The organism is Aeoliella mucimassa, assembly GCF_007748035.1.
Lineage (GTDB): Bacteria > Planctomycetota > Planctomycetia > Pirellulales > Lacipirellulaceae > Aeoliella > Aeoliella mucimassa.
This window is the reverse complement of sequence record NZ_CP036278.1, coordinates 2,718,190-2,737,732: the sequence shown is the minus strand read 5'-3', so window position 1 is coordinate 2,737,732 and position 19,543 is coordinate 2,718,190. Positions and strand designations below refer to the sequence as shown.

The window sequence follows — 19,543 nt, the reverse complement described above, 5'->3', positions numbered from 1 at the left end:
CGCCACGAAAAGACGTTCGTATGCCTCGCCTCACTCACTCCCCACGCAATCTTCCCACGTTCTCGCACCCAAGCTTTGCCTTGGTGCTTGTCTGGGGAGTGCTGCTATCAAGTGCTGTCGCGCACAGTGAAGAGGTCCGGCTTATCGGGCGTACGATGGGCACCTCGTACCATGCAACGGTCGGCTTCGACAGTTCGCTGCACTCCGAAGAAGAAGTGCAGCAAGTGATCGACGATCGCCTGGCCGAGATCAACGCGTTGATGTCGACCTACGATCCTAAGTCAGAACTCTCGGAGTTCAACCAATCGGAATCGACGGACTGGTTCGACCTGTCGCCTGAGACGGCCAAGGTAACTGCTGCCGCGATCGATATCGCGAAGCGAAGCGAGGGCTCGTACGACCCTACGGTCGGTCCGCTGGTAAACCTCTGGGGATTTGGTCCCGACGGTCAGCGGAAGGTCCCACCACAGGAAGAAATCGACGCCGCTCGCGCTCGGGTTGGATACGAAAAGCTGGAGGTGCGACTCGATCCCCCCGCGGTTCGCAAGTCGCTGCCCACCGTGTATGTCGACCTGTCGTCGATTGCCAAAGGGTATGCTTCCGATGCGGTCTGCGAAGTGTTGCACGATCCCGATAAGGGAGTTGGCTGCAGCTACGCCATGGTAGAGATCGGTGGCGAGATTCGCACGCTCAACATTCGCGACAACAAGCAGCCATGGCGACTCGGCATCGAACTCCCCGGTCCCGATACTCAGATAAGCAATCGAATCGTGCTCATCGACAATGGGGACGCCCTGGCGACGTCGGGAGACTATCGCAACTTCTTCGAGAGCGGAGGAACGCGATACTCGCATACGATCGACATTAAGTCTGGCACGCCGGTCACCAACCACCTGGTAAGCGTTTCGGTGCGAGCAGCAACGTGCATGGAAGCCGACGCCCTGGCGACCGCGATCATGACCATGGGATTCGACAAAGGGTCGGCCTGGGCCACCGAACAAAAAGTGGCGGCCGTCTTGCTCGAACACACCGACGCTGGTTACCGCGAGCAGTCGACTCCGGCATGGAAAGCGACCGAGGAGCAAGAATCTAACAAAGCCAACTCAGAAGAACAGGCGAACAGCACCATGCTCACTTACTTTCTCATCACCCTCGGCGTATTCGGGATCGCGGTGATCGCGATGGCCGTCGGCGTGATCTTCAGCAATCGTTGCGTGAAGGGCACCTGCGGAGGACTCGCAAACATGCAAGACGGCAACGGCAAAACCGCTTGCGAGCTATGCAGCAATCCCTCGCCCACCTGCAGCGGCAAGCCCGAGCAGGAAGAATCGCGAGTTGAATCTTAGCCCTCGCGTGTGTTACGTATTCACGCTACTCGCGTTGTTCGGCAGCATGCCGATAGACTCTCACCCCGGCAAACTCAGCAGCAAGCTCTAATTGCTGGTCGTCGAGCAAGCGATCGAGTAGTAGCTGCTCGGGATCACCATGAAATGCTCGCGAATAGACCACCCAGCACTCTTCTCCGGTACTAGTTAGCTGATCCATCGAATCGATCGCAAGCTGCACGTCTGCGGCCGAATCGATGATCTGATTCGCTTCGCCAGCGACGGGAAGTTCGGCAATACGATCGGGCTCGGCCATGTAGAAGTCGAGCACGCAAGAGAGATAGTCGGAAACCACAAACACCCGACTTGCTTGCTCTCCCTCTTGTTCAATGAACTCGGCAGCCGCACGCAGGTCTTCGTTCTGGTACCTGGGAACAAACGTGCGATTGTTAATCGCCACCAGGGATATCACCAACAGCCCGATGGTTGCGAGCTTTCCCCACCACCGCGGCCAACTTTCAGCCATGCCAGACGCCATCAACACCGCGATCGGCACAATGCACCACACCACGAATCGTACGTTGTAAGTGATGCCAGTCGCGACGCCCAGTCCGCCCGCCAATATGATTGGCAATACCGCCAGCAGTACGACCGCCGATGCGAGTCGCTGGCTGGCCAATCGTTTGATGCCCGCCATCCCCAGCAGTAGCGAGCAGCCACCAATCGCGACCGCCCAAGGCATCACCTGCTTGGCCGCCTCGCGTACGGGAAACGTTTGCAGCTCGGGCTTCGAAGGCCCCAGTGTGTAACCGCTAAAGAACGACACGTAGGTGTAGGCTGCAGCCGCCAGCGACAGCGGTCGGGGCTCTCGCAAATCGTGTTGGAATGCGAAGTCGCTTTTGAGTGATATCAGAATCGGCAATGACAATACGCCTGCCGCAATACTCGTGAGCAGCAGCGGTAGAACAAATCGTCGCGCATCAGCAGCCAGTCCGATGATCCATAGTGCGACGATCACAAACGCAAAGTAATAATGCGTGAACATGCCGAGCACCCACAAGAGACCGAGCAGTGCCCACTTGCCCTTGGAAGGCTGGCGCACAGTGATCGCGAACTGTCCGATGGTGAGACAGGCCAATAGGGTGAACATGGAATACGCTCGCACCAACTGGCTGTAGTACAGCAAGAACGGGGAGATTGCCAAAACACCAGCAGCGACCACCGCGATTCGTTGAGAAACGACCTGCCGTGCGTACCACCACATAGCAACCACCGTGGCTATCCCGCAGAGGGCAGATGGCCATCGCGCAGTCTCTACTCCAAAGGTGGAAGTCCAGGCTTTGAGCAGATACGAATAGAGCGGCGGCATCGAGTCGGGAACGTGAATAATCTCAGCCCACGCGACGCGACAATGCACCAACTCATTGGCTTCGTCGATGAACCACGATTGCCGCCCGATGGTGAACGCATGGTAGACGAGCAAACCGACAACCAGGCAGACAACGGCAATCGCCTCGCCAGTTTCGATGGGTCGGCGTCTCTGCTCTGGCCGACTGGTAGATGCGTTGTGTTCGTAGGAACTCATACCTGATCGGCAATCGAGACGGGAGTTATCTCCGCAGGCAATGCATCAGCAGCAGTCGCAGCATGCCGGGCGAGTGGGCCGACGTCGAAATGTTGCTGCATGCTCTCAAACAGTGTTCGCAACAGGCTTAGCTTCGATCGCTGATCGACCTTCATGCCGGGGAAGAACGACAGCAACGGCTCTTCCTCACCTCCCAGAAAATCAAGAGGATGCAATAAGAGGGAGGGAGCCACTCCCCGCATTCGGCAGAGCGAGATCGAAGTTCGCAGGTACGCGTACGCTGCCATCCGCGAAAACTGATGCAAGTACATCAAATAGGTCACGTGAATCGGCAATCGAAACACCGGCATCGTCGTCACCGGCACTTCGACCAGCGTTCCCGCTGGTGTGCTTACCACATGCGGGGCGAGTGTCGCAAAGCCGTCGCGTAGCGAAGCAAACCGTTGCCGACCATCTTGATGGCGGCCAAACGATTTCAGTCTGGCGTACCAGGCGGCAAGCGGGCCAATAATGGTGGGAAACGTCGAGGCATCGTAGCGATATCCTCGTGATGCGAGCACCGAGAGCACTTCGGGAGATCCGCTGAACCCCGGCGCCCGGAACCCAACTGGCCGGACTCCAGTCAATGCTTCGATCGCGATCTCGGTGTCGGCAATCTCCTGCTCCAGCAATTCGGGCTCCAACTGATCGAGCCAGGGATAGTGCCAGTAGCTGTGGTTCGCGATCTCGTGCCCTTCGGCCGCCAAGCCAGCGACCGCTTCGCGATTGGCTTCGTCTTCCAGATCTTTCCCAACCACAAACAGGGTGATATCGAGGTCGAACTCGCTGAGCACCGCACCAATACGATCGCAAACCGTAGGCAGGTAGCTTGGATAGCTCTGCCACCCCTCCACCCCATGCGTGCGCAAGTAGGCCCACCGGTTATCCAAGTCGAGCGATAAACTAGCAATCGGCTTTGGCATGTTACCAGCTAACAGGGAAGGGCAGGGCGGGGTTCGGCTGAGGCAGTTTCTCTCGACACTTCGTTCAGGGCAGGTAATAGCACGTCGCGAACGGCGTCTTCGGCGACCTCAATCGTCTCGTTGACGTTGAGATTGCCTTTGAGAATGTGCGACGAGTTGACCGTGAAGATCCCTGGCACGCTGGTCACCATCCCAGGCAACCGCTCCGAGTAATTGAGCGTCGGGATCGCCATCACGTTTCGTGTACGAGCAACCTGCATGGCTACTACATCCTCGCGTGAGAAATGGGAGTACATCTTCTCAAGTGTCGACAGGAATCGCTCTTTGATCGCATCGTCGGAGAGGTGGAATGTCTCATCGCCAGGTGCCAGGTACTTTGGCAAGTAGACGAGTGAATGGCCACCGAGTTCCGCAGGATCGACGATGGTCGACATCTCGATCACGGCCGTCAACGGAACCCACGTGTCGGTGATATTCGTCACGTAGTATTCCGAGATCGGTTTCTTTAACAGCATTGATGCACAGACGATGCCCAGGTATTCGATCGACTGCAGTTTGCGTCGCTCATCAACACTCAATTGCGGGCAGGCGGCGGCGATGTGGGGTGAGGGAATCGTAAACACCACCCGATCATACGCCCGGCGGCTGCCATCTTTCAGTTGGACGTCCACTTCGCCGGTCGAAGTGCGTTCGGCCACTTGCACCGCCGCATCGCAGACGATTTCGACGCCCTCGTCGCGAAGCACCTCGGCCAATCGATCGAGAATGCGAGCGTACCCACCTGGCACGTAGCCGAACATCTCCTTCTTGTGCCCAGTCCGACGGGCTTTGTACATGCGGTTGATATGCGCCCAGATGAATGCGGCCGAGGTCTTCTGGTAGGCGTCGCCGAGCTTCGCTTTCAGCAACGGCAGCCAGATTTTCTGGAAAGTACCTTTGCCACTCCAGCGTTCCAACCACTCATCGACCGGGATGCTCTCGAGCCGCTTCCAGTTCTGCATCTTCGACGCGGCGAAAATGGTTCCCCCTAAGCGGAACTTCTCTAGCAGTCGCAGCGGGGGAAAGTTCAAAAACTCCAGCGCGTTGCTCATGGAATAGAGCCGACCGTTCGCGTAGAACCCGGTCTTGGTTTCCACCCACTTCAACTCTTTCTCTAGCCCAATCTCTTCAAGCAGCCCACGCAGATTGCTATCCGACAGCAACGTGACATGATAGTAGCGATCCCATACGACGCTGCCGAGATTCCACGCGCTGGTGAGACCACCCAGCTCTGGTGCGGCTTCGAGCAACGTGACCTGTTGGCCCGCTTGGGCAAGGCGGTGCGCAACCGTCATGCCCATCATGCCGCCACCGACCACGGCCCAACGTTGTGGGGGATTATTCGTATCCATATCGATCTGCTGCAATTGACTCATGATCTAGCGGAGGTTTAAACGCCGGCGAATGAGAACGTGGATGGTTTGAAAAACGGTCTTCAGCACCCGCATCTTGCTGGCACCACCCTTTTGATCGTAACGAAGAATGAAAGGGACCTCGCCGACCACCGGTTTGAAACGATGTAGTTTCAAGAGCATGTCGACCATGCACGAAAAGCCCTTTTCGGATACCAACTGGTCGCCATAGTACTCGTCGGCACGACGCAGGATTTCGTGACGATACGCCCGGAAGCCGCACGTGTAATCACGTACGCCGCGAATGGGAAACATTACCGTGAATAATGCACGTGCGCCGAAACTAAGGAAGTTGCGATAGCCTGGCACTCCCACGATCTGTGATCCGTGTTGATATCGCGAAGCGATCACTACGTCGTGCCCTTCGCGAATCATCTGAATCATGCGTTCCACGCTGCCTGGCGGTTGCGTGTTATCGGCATCCATGGTCACGATCACATCGCCAGGCTTGGTCGCCGCCAGCGCGGCAGCCACCCCGGTTCGCAATGCACCGGCCAGGCCTTGGTTTTGCACGTGAGTTATGCACTGCACCGGCATATGAAACGACGCCTGGCTGGCCAACAACGCAGTGTCGTCGGAGCTACCATCGTCAACCACAATCACTTCGTAGGGAATCTGGGCCTCGTCGAATGCAAACTCGATTTCATTCAACAACGCTGGGAGTGCTTCCGCTTCGTTGTAAGCGGGCAGCATCACTACGATCTTGCTTCGCGATGTTACGGAACGCTCAAGGGTGGCCGATCCAAGAGCAATTGATGGATCCTCAATCGTGGCCGAGGTAGAATCTTCGTACGTGTTCACAGGTGTTTGCGGCCGGGCCGCCCAAGCTAAGGTAATCGATTAACCGTAACAAATCTCAGTAGCAGGTTGTTGAGTCGAGTCGGGATTCAAGCGATAGATCCCGGTGAGCTGAAGCCCCAACAGTGTTAGATACAACGGATTGAGATAGAGATAGCGACGCCAGAGCCGGCGAGGTTCTTTCCACAAGCGGAAGAGCCATTCGAGCCCCCGATCTTGCATCCACTTCGGCGCCTGAGCAAGTTGTCCTGCATGGAAATTGAACGCCGCACCGACAGCCAACAGCGGCATCGACACCCGGCCTTTCATCTCGTGCGAGAACACCTCCTGGCGTGGGCAGCCGAGGCCGACAAACGCTAGTTTCGCACCACTTTGGCGGATTTCGTCTACCAACTCTTGCCGTTCTTGCTCGTTTAGTGTGCGGAACTTCGAAGCCCGCACGCCAGCGATCTGCAATTTCGGAAACTGCTTGAGCAACCGGTGCTGCAGGTCGGCAAGCAACTCTTCGGTGCCACCAAACAGGAAGATCGGCACCCCGGTTTCAGCGGCCGAGCGGCAGACTTCGAGCATCAGGTTCGGCCCATACACCCGATCGGGTAACTTAGTGCCATGCAACCAATTGAGCGCCCACCGCACCGGATGGCCGTCGGGCACGATCAACTCGAAGTGATTCAAGCGGTACCGATGCTCGCGGTCGAGTACTCCGGTCATCAGCCCATGGACCGCCAGGGCCGAGATGGCCATCGGCTTCGCCGCCCGCGCGGCGTCGATGATCCGGGTCACTGCAGCGTCGTAGTCGACCGCGTTGATCTTTACTCCTAGGACATTATGTTTGCCACGATCGATCATACGACAGTCGCCTCCACCCAACGTTCCACGTTGGCGTCGTAGATCTCTTGCAAGATTTCAGGCACGTCGTACTTCAACTTCCAGTCGGGATAGTCTGCTCGGAAGCGAGCCAGGCTACTGATCCACCAGATATGATCCCCCGCCCGGTTCGATTCGCTGTAACTCCAGTCCATTGGGCGGCCAGTGATTTGCTCGCACAGGCCAATCGCTTCTATCATCGAACAATTGCTGTAGCGACCTCCACCAATGTTGTAGACGGCCGCGCTCTTCGGATTCTGGAAGAAGGCATAGAAGGCTGAAATCAAATCGGCGCTGTGAATGTTGTCGCGCACTTGCTTGCCGTTGTACCCAAACACGGTGTAAGGGGTGCCAGTCACGGTGCACTTCATCAAGTACGCAAGAAATCCGTGCAGCTGTGTGCCAGAGTGACTGGGGCCAGTCAAGCAACCACCACGGAAGCAGGCGGTTCGCATGTCAAAGTAGCGGCCGTACTCTTGAACGAGAACATCTGCAGCCACCTTCGAAGCCCCAAACAAACTGTGCATCGATTGATCGATGGAGAAGTCTTCGGGAATGCCATCGACGTACTCATGCGATGCATTAATCTCCCACCGAGTGGTCTGCTCGACAAGCGGCAAGCGATTCGGGGCGTCGCCATACACCTTGTTGGTGGAAGTGAAGATGAACACCGCTTCGGGAGCATGCTGCCGAGTTGCTTCCAAAAGATTCAACGTACCATTGGCGTTCACACCGAAGTCGGTTTTTGGATCGCGTGCCGCCCAATCGTGCGATGGCTGGGCTGCGGTGTGCAGCACCAATGCAATATCGTTCTGGTAACGCTCGAAAAGAGACGCGACCGCGTCTTCGTCCCGAATGTCAATCTCTTCGTGCTTGTAACGATCCCCTAGCTGGGCTTGCAGTCGCTGACGATTCCACTGAGTCGAGGCCTCGGCTCCAAAGAAGCGAGCGCGCATATCGTTATCGACACCGACGACATCGAAACCTTCGGCAGCAAAGAACTTGGTCGCTTCAGAACCAATCAATCCGGCCGAGCCAGTTATAATTGCGACACTCATCGGTACTCTTACTTAGGTGGGAATCAAAGGAGGGAGTTTCTCTTGACGGCATCAACGCTTGCAGGAATCGCTGCCGCTTATACTTCGCCGGCTAAGCCGAACGGGCAATCGGTGGGTTGCCTGTGGAAGCGGATCGCTTCGACTTGTTGCGGTGGGGAATCTTCACAAAGCGTTCTTCGATCATGCGAACGATCCGCGCCGTGGTAAGTCGCGGCGCCAGAGCGGCGGCCCATGCCATGCGCAAGTAGCCCCGCACTCGGCGGTTGCCATATAGTTCGGCTATTGCCACACGGTACTGGCAACGAGAGTGCAAATCGATCGACTCACGCATCTTTGCCATCCATCCGATGGCCGCCCGTTGCTGGGCGTACTCTTCGTGTGTGATCAGCGGCAGCCCTTGCTGGCGGAGGGTCGCCAAGTGCCGGGCGTAGTCGATGCTGAACCGCATGCGACGCATCCCTTTACCATTGAGGCTGCCGATATGCACTCGGTAGTGATGAAGCACTTCGTCGATGTTCGCAAGCTTCGAGACCTCGCCCATGCGAATCATCATGTCCCATGCATCTTGCAGTGGTACTTTCCAGTAACCGCCGATCTGTTTCAGGAGATCCGTACGCATCAGAATGCAGGCGTGGGCCAAGCCGTGCCGGCCATCCATCATGGCGGCAAACACCTCGTCGTGGGTCGTCGGCAGATTCAGACTGGCACCCACCCCCGCTTGCCCTAGGGGTGCCATTTGTGCTCCCACTAATCCGACCTCAGGATGAGCATCGAGATAGGCAACTTGTGTCGCCAGGCGATGCGGCAACGAGACATCATCGGAATCCATTCGGGCCGTGTACTGACCGGTGCAGCATGTCAGTCCATGATTCGCCGCAACAGCAGTGCCGCCATTCTCCTGATAGATCACGTGAATGCGTGGATCAGCGAGACTGGCTAGATAGTCAGCCGTACCATCGGTTGAGCCATCGTTGACGATAATGAATTCAAAATCGTCGAACGATTGATTCAACACCGACTCAACCGATGCCGGCAAGTACGGCATCCCGTTAAAGACGGTCATCAGGACGGAAACACGAGGCACGAAGCTCACCTACTTGTGTGGTGTAAACGGGGGATAGAAGTGACGTTTATTCTCGTTAGAACCAAATGAAATGGAAGCTATTGACTTGTGTTTTTCACACTTTTTTCTAACACAGGCAACTATGTGGCTAGGGTTATCCGCTAACCTTACTCGCACGCGCCCCCGTAATGTGCGGCTTGTGGTAACCACTCGCTAAGAACACTCCCATCCCAATACACAAACCACCGATGCGAGCTTCGGAACAGCCGGTTTCGGTCAGACCATGCATCAACGCAAACGCAATGAGTGTGGCGAATAGTGCGTAACCCGCAACGCCTGTTTCGTGTCTTGCACGTACGAGGATTACCAATGCAGCAACAACGAGTGCAAGATTTAGCAGAAGCCCTACGAATCCTTGCTCGAGCATGGAATTAAAGTAAATCGAATGGGCATCGGTCGGCGACCAATCGATCTCGTCGAAAATGTCCATGCGTCGCTCACCGGTCCAGAAGGCTTTATAGCCGTACCCTGTGATAGGACGTTTGGCGATGTCGTCGGAGACTGATTGCCACAGAGGAATACGTCCAGTGAGCGAACCAAGCCCTTCGCTGCGCCCCATGGCAGCCGCTCCGCCGAAGGCTCGCTGCAACTGCGAACCTCCTGCGGCAAGTACGAATAGCATCAACGCGACGATGGTGCTCATCCAGGCCCAATAGCCGATGGCACGCTTAGTATCTAGATGGAGCGACCACTGAATTGCCGCTGCTACCAAGAACACTCCTGCAGCAGATCGAGACTTCGTGAGCCATAGCGATGCCAACGCAACGAGCAACAGTACCCAGCACCACGACTTGTGCTTGACAACTCGCATCATGCCCATCGCTGCTAACGCCATGATGGCTGCATGAATGGCAACCATATTGGCATGCATGCCGCCCTGTAGACGGTAGTCGCCTTGCCAAGGCTTCAGTACTCCCGCTGCGGCTTCCGTCGCCAACGCGGTAAATATTGAACAGCTACAGATGGCCAGCACAACAAACATCAATTGGTTGGCCGAAAAACAGCGCGCCAAGCCAAACGCGGTGAGTACCATCACGTAAAGCCGCACCAATTCGCGAACCGTCAACTGAGGTTCGGTAGACCAGAGAATGCTTCCGCCTGCCCACAACAAACAGGCGGCCGCTACCCACACCAGCCTGTTAGGATGGTAAGCTTTCGCTGGCTGACGAACGAACGAGAGGTATCCGGCTATCGCAACGAGCATTAAAAAACAGATTTTCTTCTGCTGGGTACCAACTTGTACCTGGTTGTCGCTGTCGGCCTGCTCTTCGAGGTACTGCGTTGTAACGTCGAAATCGTAAATGTCGAGTCCGACCGCATCTTGATTATGGTAGATACCCACGACTGTAATTGCCAGCAACAAGGCAAGTCCGTAAGGCCACTCTGACACCGAGCGACTTACGATCAGGGTATCGACACGTTGTACGCTGCCCACCATCTACGCGTCGTTCCCCTTCAAAAAGTAGAACCACATGACAGATAGCACAGCGATCGACTGCACGGCCGTGGTCCACCCAATACCAGCAGCACCTTGCCACCAGACCAGTGGAATGCCTGCCACGAAGACCATCGCGACTCGCAAAAACGAAGCAACAAACAACTCGCGGCCACGCTCGAGCGCCATTTGCGCGGCTTCGACCGGAACAATGACCGCCTGCAAGCAAAAACCGAGAGTCACCGCCCCCATTACGTAACGACTTGCGTAGTTCGACTTAAAGAGCAGTTCGACGATCTGCTCGCCAAATAACGTCAACAGCGCGGTGGCAAGCAATGCGAGTGCTGCTGCGACGGCGGTACCAATCAGGGCGAATCGCCTTAGTCCAGCTAGCCCCATCGCGGCATAGACACGGGCGGCCCAACTGCGGCAGAAGATCGTCGCGGCATTCACGATTGGGTTGATGAGCCCAACAATGGTATACGCGGCTCCGAAAGTCCCCATCGCCTCGATGCCATGAAAACCGGTTAACAGCGACCGCAGTAACAGATCGCATACAAGCCAGGCCAAGGCGATCGCCAGCAACCAAACACCGAATCCAAAGTTCGAACGCAAATGGGCGACTGCCATGCGTCGGCGGAACGTCACACGGCGTGACTCACCGACAAACCACGCAATGCTCAACATCGTAGCCAGAGCCACGGCCAACAACGCGGTGGACGAATCGAGCCAATCGAAACGCCATAGCAAAGCGAGTAGGGATACCTGCACCAAGGCAATTGGCAAATCGATTGCCAACAACAGTTGCCCACGAAAATCAGCAATGCAGGTGCGCCGTGCGTGCTCGCGGAGTGTTGCTCCCAACAGCAGAGGTGCCATGGCTAGCACCAGTCGAGGTATCCATACCGGCACTTCTACCACACCGGAGAGTGCCATCAGCACTCCGTACGCAATCAGCAATACCACTGCTTGAATCAGGGAGAGCAGGATGGCGATCGCTGCGGAGCTACCTGCGTAACGACGCAACGAGGCCGGAGTCAGATGCGGCGCCCGAGAAGCGTAAGGACTCCAGACCAGCGCTACCGGCAATCCGATAGCCCGCCACATGAGCGATACGCCGAAGACGAACACGCCGAGTTCGTCGAGACTGCAAGTGCGTCCAACAATGATGGTGGTCACCGCACTCACCAAACTCACCACCGCCTGATCCGCAAAGGTAAACACCCCTTGCTTCCAGGGACGAACCACCTGCTTAGCTTGCTCAGCGCGCGCAGTCGATTCGTGCGAATTCGAGGTGGTAGTAGTGACCGTGCTCACAATACAAATACTGACGTTGAGACCGACCGCGCTGCGGTCTAGCAAAACCTTACGTACACTTCACGCGGTAGAGAGCCATCCCCCACAACAACCCCACTCAAGGCTAGATTGTTGCACGAAATTTAACCCGCTTCTTGAAAACCCGCTAACAACAACTCGTTACAACCACCGCCGGATCCATTTCGGAACATAGCTCCGCTGTCGATTCAGCACAGCCCCGGTCAAACGAACCCCATCTACTCGTAATTGCTCCGCCGCACGGCGGGCTGACTCCTGTCGAGTTCGCTCGCATTGAGCTACCAGCAAGACACCGTCGCATTGCTTTGCCAGCAATAGCCCCTGGCCCATGCTCGATGGATCGGAGAAATCGAACACGACTCCCGCATACTCTTCCCGCATTTGTTGAACGACGATTGCGACCGCCTCGCTGTGGATCGCTACGCTCTCCAAGATGCCAACCCGGCCTGCGGCTAACACCTCAAGACCGGGCACTCTGGTTCGCTGCACCACCTCGGCTAAGGGCAGGTTTTCAGCGAGCATCTCAGCGAGCCCTGGACATCGTTTGATCCCCAGGAACGCATCCGCTTGAGGGCGGCTAAAATTGCTGTCCACTAGCAATACGTTTCCATCAAGATGATCCGCCAATCGATTGGCAAGATTCATCGCAACGGTCGTTGCACCAACTCCCACTTCCGCTCCGACGACACCAAGGATCTCCGCGACGCCGTCGAGCGACGAGAGTTGCGACCGCATTCTCCACAGTACGCTGTCGTACTCGTCGCTGGTCCGTCGTCGCTGCCGGGGGCGATGGGTTGCTGGATTGAATTGTTCAAACGCATCGTCCCCCGCGGCATCGGGCGCGCCGTTGCTCGGATCATGCGTTAACGGGGTCGGCATGGAAGTGTGATCTTGACGGAGGTTAATCGTGCTATCAGTGCGATACTGTAGCGAGCGGCTCAGCAGATTCGGGTATTTCTGCATATACTGGCACTCCGAGAGTTTGGCTCGCCTGCTGTTCGTCTCGTAGCTTGTCGTTAAATCGTTCGCTGGTAAACACCGCCGCAAAGGTTCCGGCTGTCGCAAGAAAAAGCGACGCCAGTAGCACCAAGCCCTTGGAAGGACTCACCGGCTTCCTCAACAGGAGTGGTTCCTGCGAGACCGCGATATTCGAGATGCGCTGTCGCTCAAGCTCCTGGTCGATGCGAGCTTGCTCCATATTCTTAGCGTATTGAAAGAACTCGGCTTCGTGCAGTCGCTCTTCCCGTTCCAACTCGCTAATCTTGACCTCGTTGGCGTTTAGCTCTTTGAGATCCATCAACACCAACTGCAACTGCTCGTTCAATGTTTCCAACCGCGATCGGTAGCCTGCAGCCACACTTTGTTGTTCTTTGAGCGACAACGACAACTGCTGATGTACCGGATTCACGTCGTCCACCGACTCTTCACGTTCCGACTGCTGCGAATCGACCACCCGCTGAGCTTCCTCCACCTGATTGCTGACAGCCATGACCAGCGGATGGTTGCTGTTATAGCGGGCTTCGAGATCGGCCTTGCGGATCTGCAAGCTGTAGAGTTCTTGCCGCATGAGATCGGCCCCTTCGTTCGGCACCATCGTCCGCGAGGTGGCGACACGCTCGGGGAGATTCGAAAGCTGGTTCTTCAGGTCGGCGACTCGAGCTTCTGCGGTCGAAAGATCTTGCTCGGTAGAATACTTCTCCGATTCAATCTCTTTCAACTGGCTTTCAAGCGTCGCGCGACGACCTTCGACCGAGGCGATGCCCATTTCGTCTTTGGCTTGTCGTATGGCCTCCTGGGCTTCGTCGAGTTGGGCACGGAGCATTTCGCGTTGCTGATGGAAAAAGGCTTGCGAATCCTGGTTGCGATGGATTCTCCCATGCTCTTGCTGAAACTCTTCGATCAACGTCGTCAAAATCGTTTGTGCTAACTCGGGTGAGTCCGCTTCGATTTCCACCTCGATAGCGGTCGAACCTCTTTCGGATTGAATGACAAGCAGCTCTTCGATCTCGTTCATCGCTTCTTCACGCTTCGAAATGGGATCGATACTCTTGATGGCTCCTGCCAAACGGCCGAGCGTCGCGCCGGCGATGCTGGAAACGACATTCGGCTCCGACGCGTACTCGGAACTCTCTCCCAGCACGACTTCGGGGCTCAGGTGGTCGATGACCTTAGCCAGCACACCGCGCGATCGAAGGACATTGACCGCTGACTTCACTTCGTCGTCACGCCCGTTTTGCTGCAGGGCAATGGTTTGACCAGTTGTTGCAGTAGGATCGATACCAACCGATTCGCGACCGACCTGCAGGAATAACACCGCCTCGGAGTGATAGGTGCGAGGGAAGAACAGGATAACGGCGGCTCCCGCTAACAAACTCAAGAGCGGGATCAAAATCAACTTGCGACGATGACGAAACGCGATTTCCGTCAAGTTGCTCACAGGACTATTCGTGGGTTTCATCATGGGATTGCGATCGTTGGTAAAAGCTTAGGTCTCAGGATTCGAACGAACCAAGTCTCCGCGGTCTAGGAAGAACTTGGAGAGGTCGATCTTGCAAATCGGTTAGCGGCTCTGCGAGCATTCGATCCTACTGGCTCACGTGCACTCTCGTCGTAAGGTAGTGACTCCCAACACACATCGCCGGCGAGAATCTGCTGATAGGTGTATTCCATCTCGTCGGCAAGCTCTTCCCAGCGAAACTGACTCGACCGTAGCTTCGCCGCTTCGCTCATCTGCTGCCATCGATCCGGATCGTCCGCTAAACGCGAAATGGCTTGTGCGATGTCGGAACTCACCTGACGGGGAGTATCCACACGGATTGGCTCCGCACAATCAGATGTCATGATGTCGGCTGCCCCTTGATGGTCGAGACCCACGATCGGTGTGCCAGCGGCCAACGATTCTAACAACCCTGTACCCGAAGTGTCGCGAAGGCTGGTAAACACAAAAGCATCCGCCCATTCATAGTGTGGCAGCGTATCGGCGTACTCCGGCCATCCGATCCATTGAATGCGATCGGCCACACCGAGTCGCTCCGCCTGACGTCGCCAAACAGCATGGCTGGCTCCCACGCCCAACACTCGCAATTCGTAGTCCAGCGACTTGGGAAGCTGCGTGAGTGCCTTGGTCAACAGCGGAAGCCCCTTCCACGTACGTTGACGACCTGCCCACAGCAAACGAAACGGGCGATCACTCGTGCGAGGCTCGCGGCGATGCTCAATCGCAGGTCCAATACCTGTTTCCAATTGAACTTGCACCTTCACTCCGAGACAACGCTCCAAGTCGTTCTTGGCTGCCTGCGAAGCTGCGAACACACGATCGGCCGTGCGAGCGGCTCCTCGAATGCGTCGCGACATGCGAAGCTGCCAGGCATTCACCAGTGCGCGGACCACCTCGCGGCAACCTCCCGCAAAGTCGCACTGCGTTAAGAACCGAAGTGGCAAATTGTGCGTGCCACCGATGGGGCCCCATACGAACGGAATCCCCAGCCTCCAAGTCAATCCTGGTTCGCGGAAGCTGCAGAAGTTGATTTGATGAATCAGATGAAACTGATGCTGCTTATGCAGTTCCACCGCATAACGCTTGGCTTGCCGCTGCCAGAGTCGATACCTGGGCCAGAAGAGATCGACTTGCTCGCGATAGGCCGATCCCAAACGGCAATTCGGTACCGCAATGAACTCGATCAGTGCATCGGGCAACTGCTCGGCGGCGTAGCGTGAAAGCACGTCGGAGGGAGTTCGCCCTCCGTGCAACACCCAGACTCGATGATTGCGTGCCGCTTGCATCACACGCTGCCACCCCACGCGCGATTCCATGCACTTATAGGGATCGCACGAATAAGCAACCGCCAACACCCGCCCAGAGCGCGGTTGCAACGAATGCGGATTCGGACTTAAGGCAAGCGAATCGCCCATCAGGAATCGATTGAAGGAGGGAATGGCAAAAAAGCGAACGAGTTTCGCTTTAGGCAGGTTTCAACAGCAATCGCGTTTACCTAGGCCCCTTGGAAAAGACGATTGCAGGCACGGTGGCGAGGACCAGCTGCAAATCGTACCACAGCGATCGACGACGAATGTACCTCAGGTCCATTCTGATCCATTCTTCGAACGATACAACATTTCGCCCGCGAATTTGCCAAATACAGGTCAATCCGGGCAAAACCTGCAGTCTTTGACGCTGCCAGGAGCAGCACTCTTGCGATTCCTGGGTGGGAAGCGGCCGGGGCCCCACGAGCGACATTTCTCCCCGCAGCACGTTCCAAAGCTGCGGCAATTCGTCGATGCTCGTCTTCCGCAACCATTTTCCGACCCAGGTTACTCTTGGGTCGTTCGTCATTTTGAACGCCGGCCCATCCTGTTCGCTGTGCATGCGGAGGTCGTCCTTAAACGACTCTGCATCGCTACGCATGGTCCGGAGTTTGAGAATCTGAAAGCGCTTTCCCCCGAGTCCCTCTCGCTCCTGAAGAAAGAACGCTGCACCGGGCGAGGTGAGTTTCACCGCCAAGGCAGCACCGGCAATTAGCGGCGAGGTCAGCACCAAACCAGCACTGGCCCCTACGATGTCGAATAGTCTTTTCCAAGGAGAAACCCGCAGGGCAAAGAAAGCATCGCTGCTCGGGGTCTCACTAAACGAGATGCCAGAAACAGAATCCTCGGGAGCAGGAAACCCTTCGTTATCTCGTTGATCGTCGGGGTAAACAACCACTTCGCAATGCGGGCGATCGTTGCCAGGTACGAAGGGATCGCACAGGTCGGCTGCTACCTTCCAGGCGCCTGATTCAGGTGTATCGGGAAGCAATACGCCGAAGCGCCCGTCGGCCAATGCCCCTACTGTATCAGTAAGTCGCAAGCGTTCGGCAAGCATGGCGAGAAACTGCTTACAATCGCGGGCCGAAGCCCGGCGGGCTGGCAGGGCAATGGTCAGAACAGAAAGCACTGACCCATTACGATCGACTCTCATGCGTTCGCAAATCGCCGCATGTTGAAACTCTTCGGCCGTAAGTACCTGGGGACCACGGTACGCGGAACGATGGGTCAACAACCGGCTTGCACCACTTATTAACGCCGCAATTCCCATCGAGCTTCGTCTTTCGTTGCCTGCAATATCACTAGATGTCCAACCAAGCCGGTACCGATACCCAACACGCCACGCGGTCAATATCTCAGCAAATCATCGATTGCAACATTCCCTTGGGAAGCGACAACCATTCAAGCCTATTTGGTAGCTCAGTCGTGCCGATTATAGTTATTGGAAGAAAGGTGTCGAATAGAAACCAGTAAAAACACCTTACTATGCGCAAAGCACAGCGGGCGGTTTTCCCTACTCCCGCCCATCCTCCAGTCTCGTCTGCCCCCCATCCTGGCATGTCCAACTCTCCTGAATCGGCGTTCATTCAGCTCCGCCCGCTATTCGATTTGCTTCGCTGCCCTTGCGCAGAGATTTCGACAAACACACTTGAATGCGAATGGAGCAACAATGCCTGGAAAAACCTTGATATCCAGCTCCAAGACGAAGGTAGTGGAGATACCCCACTAATCGATCAGCTGTCGAATCAACTCATCAACTTCGGAACAGGGACTGGTACGTTCTCTTGCCAGATCGCTCACCCCAACGGCACCGTAGCTGAATATGAAACAAGCGTGCAACATTCTGCACCTAGCAAGGAACGTTCGTCGTGGATGGTTATCCTTACTCCGACCGGACAAACTCAAGGCGATCAAGCTCCTGAAGACCGCGATACCCTCACAGGTTTGCCTGGACGGGCGACGTTGATGGCAAGGTTAGAAACCTACTTTGACTCAACCACCCTAAGCCCACCGTTTGGGCTTATCTTTCTCGATCTCGATGACTTCAAACAAATCAACGACTCCAACGGTCATCTCCTGGGCGATCAAGTGCTGCAAGAAGTAGCAAGCAGGCTGTCTGACGCCTTAAGAACAGACGATTTGATCGTCCGTTATGGAGGTGACGAGTTCGTGGCGATCGTCGTCGGAGTCGCGGAAAATAATGAACTGAAGCAAGTTGTTCGGCGACTAGAAGATTCGCTCAATGCTCCCTTTATGGTAGCCGGCGAAAAAGTGCGTCTATCAATAAGCTTAGGGGTGGCTCAGTCCGGGGAAAACTGGGCCACCCCTATGCAGATGATCGATCAAGCCGATCGGCGTATGTATCAAGCGAAGCAGCAGCGGTCAGGAAACCAAGACTTGTAGGGCTTCAGGGCTGCGACTCGCACTCCCCCCGGGCTATCAGGTGTTAGCGACGGAAGCGACGAACGCCACCGATCAGCATCATGCCAAGCAGGCCGGCAGTGACAACACTGGCGGGCTCAGGCACATTGGCACCCTTAATGGCACCAGTACCGCTGGCGGTGAACGAAGTCAGGTAAGTGCCATCGGTCGACAAGGTGTCGAGGATCGAGGTGAACGACACTTCTACCGAATCACCCAACTGAAGACCACCAGGAAGGGATTGGCCAGCGACATCGGCGACGGTCGCTGCGAAAGCGAACGAAGCGGTGTTGGACAGCTTGACGTATTCGACCTGCACGGCACTGAGGCTCAGCGACACGTACTCAGAACCTGGAAGACCAATGTCCAGAGTACCATTGGCATCGCTGGTGGCAGTACCACCGGCAGCAGGAATGTTCAGCAAGTTAGGAATGAAGAAATCAAGATCGATGTCGGAAGTGAAGGGCGAACCACTCACGTTGGCGCCGTCCAGTTTCACGGTCACGGTATCGAGAGGATCACTTCCATTCGTGTCAGCGTCTTCGTAGTTAGTGCCATCGTAGGTGGCATCGACACCGCTCATTTGAATCGAAATGGTACCAGCATCAGAGGTCTGGCAAAAAGCAATCAGTGCAGCAACTGAGAAAGCTCGTAGCAGGTTGTAGCGCGTCATCACTAGCACTCCCCGGAAGTTAAGTCTTGTCTAGTTCACTAGCAGCAAGATCAATCGAAACGGAATCAATGTGAGCAAAATAAGTACGACAGAACTGATCCGCTGAACCAGTCCATAGTGAGGATTCTCCGCAAAACTTTTGGACAATGCAAGCTTGTTCATGGAAAAATCTCCCTTTTTTTCTGACCAACCCCTAGAAAGGTCACCATTGTCAACTGAGGGACTGACAGAAACTGCCATTATTCTCCGGGGAAATCGGTATTCCGCACTCCCCTCGGCCCCCTCCAAGGCTCTCAATCTACCCAGCCAGGTTTTTCGCCTGAAGCGAAGCTTCTCCCATGGATGTGTTAGCCGCACGAGGGTGAACTGAGATCCAGTCGGCGATTCGCATCCGAATTCCATACTCTCATCCCTTGCTTAGCCAGGTGCCCCTTTAGGCGCAGCCCCCCGCAGGAGTCCGATTTCCCTACCCCAACGAGATAGATTCCCACCGCTTGCAAATAGATTACCAATTTACCCACTGATGGGAAAATTGAATCTTCGCCCACACTACAAAACAAGCAGTTTTCGCCCTCGAATAGATTCCCATTTCCCAAAACGCATCGAGTGGGAATCTATTTTCGCGATGGGAATCTATCGCAAGTCGTTTGTCAGCAATGAGTTGCATCAACACCTCCACGGAATGTGCCCAAAATAGATTCCCATG

16 protein-coding genes are annotated in these 19,543 nt (G+C 55.8%); 2 read left to right on the top strand and 14 right to left on the bottom strand.

What is annotated here, in order from left to right; all coding sequences use genetic code 11:
- Positions 1-20: 20 nt before the first annotated feature.
- Entirely contained in the window at positions 21-1,346 is a 1,326-nt protein-coding gene (locus Pan181_RS10950; protein ID WP_145246846.1) for an FAD:protein FMN transferase, read from the top strand.
- 25 nt (positions 1,347-1,371) lie between these two features.
- On the opposite strand, the gene Pan181_RS10945 is transcribed toward Pan181_RS10950, so the two are convergent.
- The 13 genes from Pan181_RS10945 to Pan181_RS10885 form a co-directional block, all read right to left on the bottom strand.
- Positions 1,372-2,910, bottom strand: coding sequence for a glycosyltransferase family 39 protein (locus tag Pan181_RS10945; protein WP_145246845.1), 1,539 nt, complete (start codon positions 2,908-2,910; stop codon positions 1,372-1,374).
- Positions 2,907-3,872 (bottom strand): polysaccharide deacetylase family protein, encoded by a 966-nt coding sequence (locus Pan181_RS10940; protein ID WP_145246844.1) that lies wholly within the window; start codon positions 3,870-3,872, stop codon positions 2,907-2,909. The genes Pan181_RS10945 and Pan181_RS10940 overlap by 4 nt, the downstream gene beginning before the upstream one ends.
- Positions 3,873-3,880: 8 nt before the next feature.
- A complete protein-coding gene (locus tag Pan181_RS10935) occupies positions 3,881-5,287 on the bottom strand; it encodes an NAD(P)/FAD-dependent oxidoreductase (protein WP_145246843.1) in 1,407 nt (468 codons plus the stop codon).
- A 3-nt stretch (positions 5,288-5,290) separates the two neighbouring features.
- Complete coding sequence (locus tag Pan181_RS10930; protein ID WP_145246842.1) at positions 5,291-6,124, bottom strand: glycosyltransferase family 2 protein; 834 nt, start codon at positions 6,122-6,124, stop codon at positions 5,291-5,293.
- 39 nt (positions 6,125-6,163) lie between these two features.
- Positions 6,164-6,970 (bottom strand): WecB/TagA/CpsF family glycosyltransferase, encoded by an 807-nt coding sequence (locus tag Pan181_RS10925; RefSeq protein ID WP_145246841.1) that lies wholly within the window; start codon positions 6,968-6,970, stop codon positions 6,164-6,166.
- On the bottom strand, positions 6,967-8,046 hold the full coding sequence (locus Pan181_RS10920; protein WP_145246840.1) for an NAD-dependent epimerase/dehydratase family protein: 1,080 nt from the start codon (positions 8,044-8,046) through the stop codon (positions 6,967-6,969). The genes Pan181_RS10925 and Pan181_RS10920 overlap by 4 nt, the downstream gene beginning before the upstream one ends.
- A gap of 91 nt (positions 8,047-8,137) precedes the next feature.
- Positions 8,138-9,130, bottom strand: a complete 993-nt coding sequence (locus Pan181_RS10915; RefSeq protein WP_145246839.1) for a glycosyltransferase family 2 protein — start codon at positions 9,128-9,130, stop codon at positions 8,138-8,140.
- A gap of 133 nt (positions 9,131-9,263) precedes the next feature.
- Positions 9,264-10,607, bottom strand: coding sequence for an O-antigen ligase family protein (locus tag Pan181_RS10910; RefSeq protein WP_145246838.1), 1,344 nt, complete (start codon positions 10,605-10,607; stop codon positions 9,264-9,266).
- The gene (locus Pan181_RS10905) at positions 10,608-11,852 is read right to left on the bottom strand and encodes an MATE family efflux transporter (protein ID WP_145246837.1); all 1,245 of its coding nucleotides are present in this window, start codon (positions 11,850-11,852) and stop codon (positions 10,608-10,610) included.
- Positions 11,853-12,080: 228 nt separating this feature from the next.
- A complete protein-coding gene (locus Pan181_RS10900) occupies positions 12,081-12,818 on the bottom strand; it encodes a P-loop NTPase family protein (protein ID WP_145246836.1) in 738 nt (245 codons plus the stop codon).
- Between the two features lie 34 nt (positions 12,819-12,852).
- The gene (locus Pan181_RS10895; protein WP_197529159.1) at positions 12,853-14,376 is read right to left on the bottom strand and encodes a GumC family protein; all 1,524 of its coding nucleotides are present in this window, start codon (positions 14,374-14,376) and stop codon (positions 12,853-12,855) included.
- Between the two features lie 86 nt (positions 14,377-14,462).
- On the bottom strand, positions 14,463-15,812 hold the full coding sequence (locus Pan181_RS10890) for a glycosyltransferase family 4 protein (protein WP_197529158.1): 1,350 nt from the start codon (positions 15,810-15,812) through the stop codon (positions 14,463-14,465).
- A gap of 115 nt (positions 15,813-15,927) precedes the next feature.
- Positions 15,928-16,974, bottom strand: a complete 1,047-nt coding sequence (locus tag Pan181_RS10885; RefSeq protein ID WP_197529157.1) for a sugar transferase — start codon at positions 16,972-16,974, stop codon at positions 15,928-15,930.
- A 326-nt stretch (positions 16,975-17,300) separates the two neighbouring features.
- On the opposite strand from Pan181_RS10885, the gene Pan181_RS10880 reads away from it, so the two are divergent.
- Entirely contained in the window at positions 17,301-18,146 is an 846-nt protein-coding gene (locus Pan181_RS10880) for a GGDEF domain-containing protein (RefSeq protein ID WP_197529156.1), read from the top strand.
- Positions 18,147-18,189: 43 nt separating this feature from the next.
- Here Pan181_RS10880 and Pan181_RS10875 read toward each other — a convergent pair whose 3' ends face one another.
- Positions 18,190-18,837, bottom strand: a complete 648-nt coding sequence (locus tag Pan181_RS10875; RefSeq protein ID WP_145246831.1) for a hypothetical protein — start codon at positions 18,835-18,837, stop codon at positions 18,190-18,192.
- Between the last annotated feature and the right edge of the window lie 706 nt (positions 18,838-19,543).

Excerpts from the sequence above, each read along its gene's own strand:
- Pan181_RS10950 (WP_145246846.1), top strand. The coding sequence starts at position 21 with ATGCCTCGCCTCACTCACTCCCCACGCAATCTTCCCACGTTCTCGCAC.
- Pan181_RS10945 (WP_145246845.1), bottom strand. The coding sequence starts at position 2,910 with ATGAGTTCCTACGAACACAACGCATCTACCAGTCGGCCAGAGCAGAGA.
- Pan181_RS10940 (WP_145246844.1), bottom strand. The coding sequence starts at position 3,872 with ATGCCAAAGCCGATTGCTAGTTTATCGCTCGACTTGGATAACCGGTGG.
- Pan181_RS10935 (WP_145246843.1), bottom strand. The coding sequence starts at position 5,287 with ATGAGTCAATTGCAGCAGATCGATATGGATACGAATAATCCCCCACAA.
- Pan181_RS10925 (WP_145246841.1), bottom strand. The coding sequence starts at position 6,970 with ATGATCGATCGTGGCAAACATAATGTCCTAGGAGTAAAGATCAACGCG.
- Pan181_RS10920 (WP_145246840.1), bottom strand. The coding sequence starts at position 8,046 with ATGAGTGTCGCAATTATAACTGGCTCGGCCGGATTGATTGGTTCTGAA.
- Pan181_RS10910 (WP_145246838.1), bottom strand. The coding sequence starts at position 10,607 with ATGGTGGGCAGCGTACAACGTGTCGATACCCTGATCGTAAGTCGCTCG.
- Pan181_RS10900 (WP_145246836.1), bottom strand. The coding sequence starts at position 12,818 with ATGCCGACCCCGTTAACGCATGATCCGAGCAACGGCGCGCCCGATGCC.
- Pan181_RS10880 (WP_197529156.1), top strand. The coding sequence starts at position 17,301 with ATGTCCAACTCTCCTGAATCGGCGTTCATTCAGCTCCGCCCGCTATTC.
- Pan181_RS10875 (WP_145246831.1), bottom strand. The coding sequence starts at position 18,837 with ATGACGCGCTACAACCTGCTACGAGCTTTCTCAGTTGCTGCACTGATT.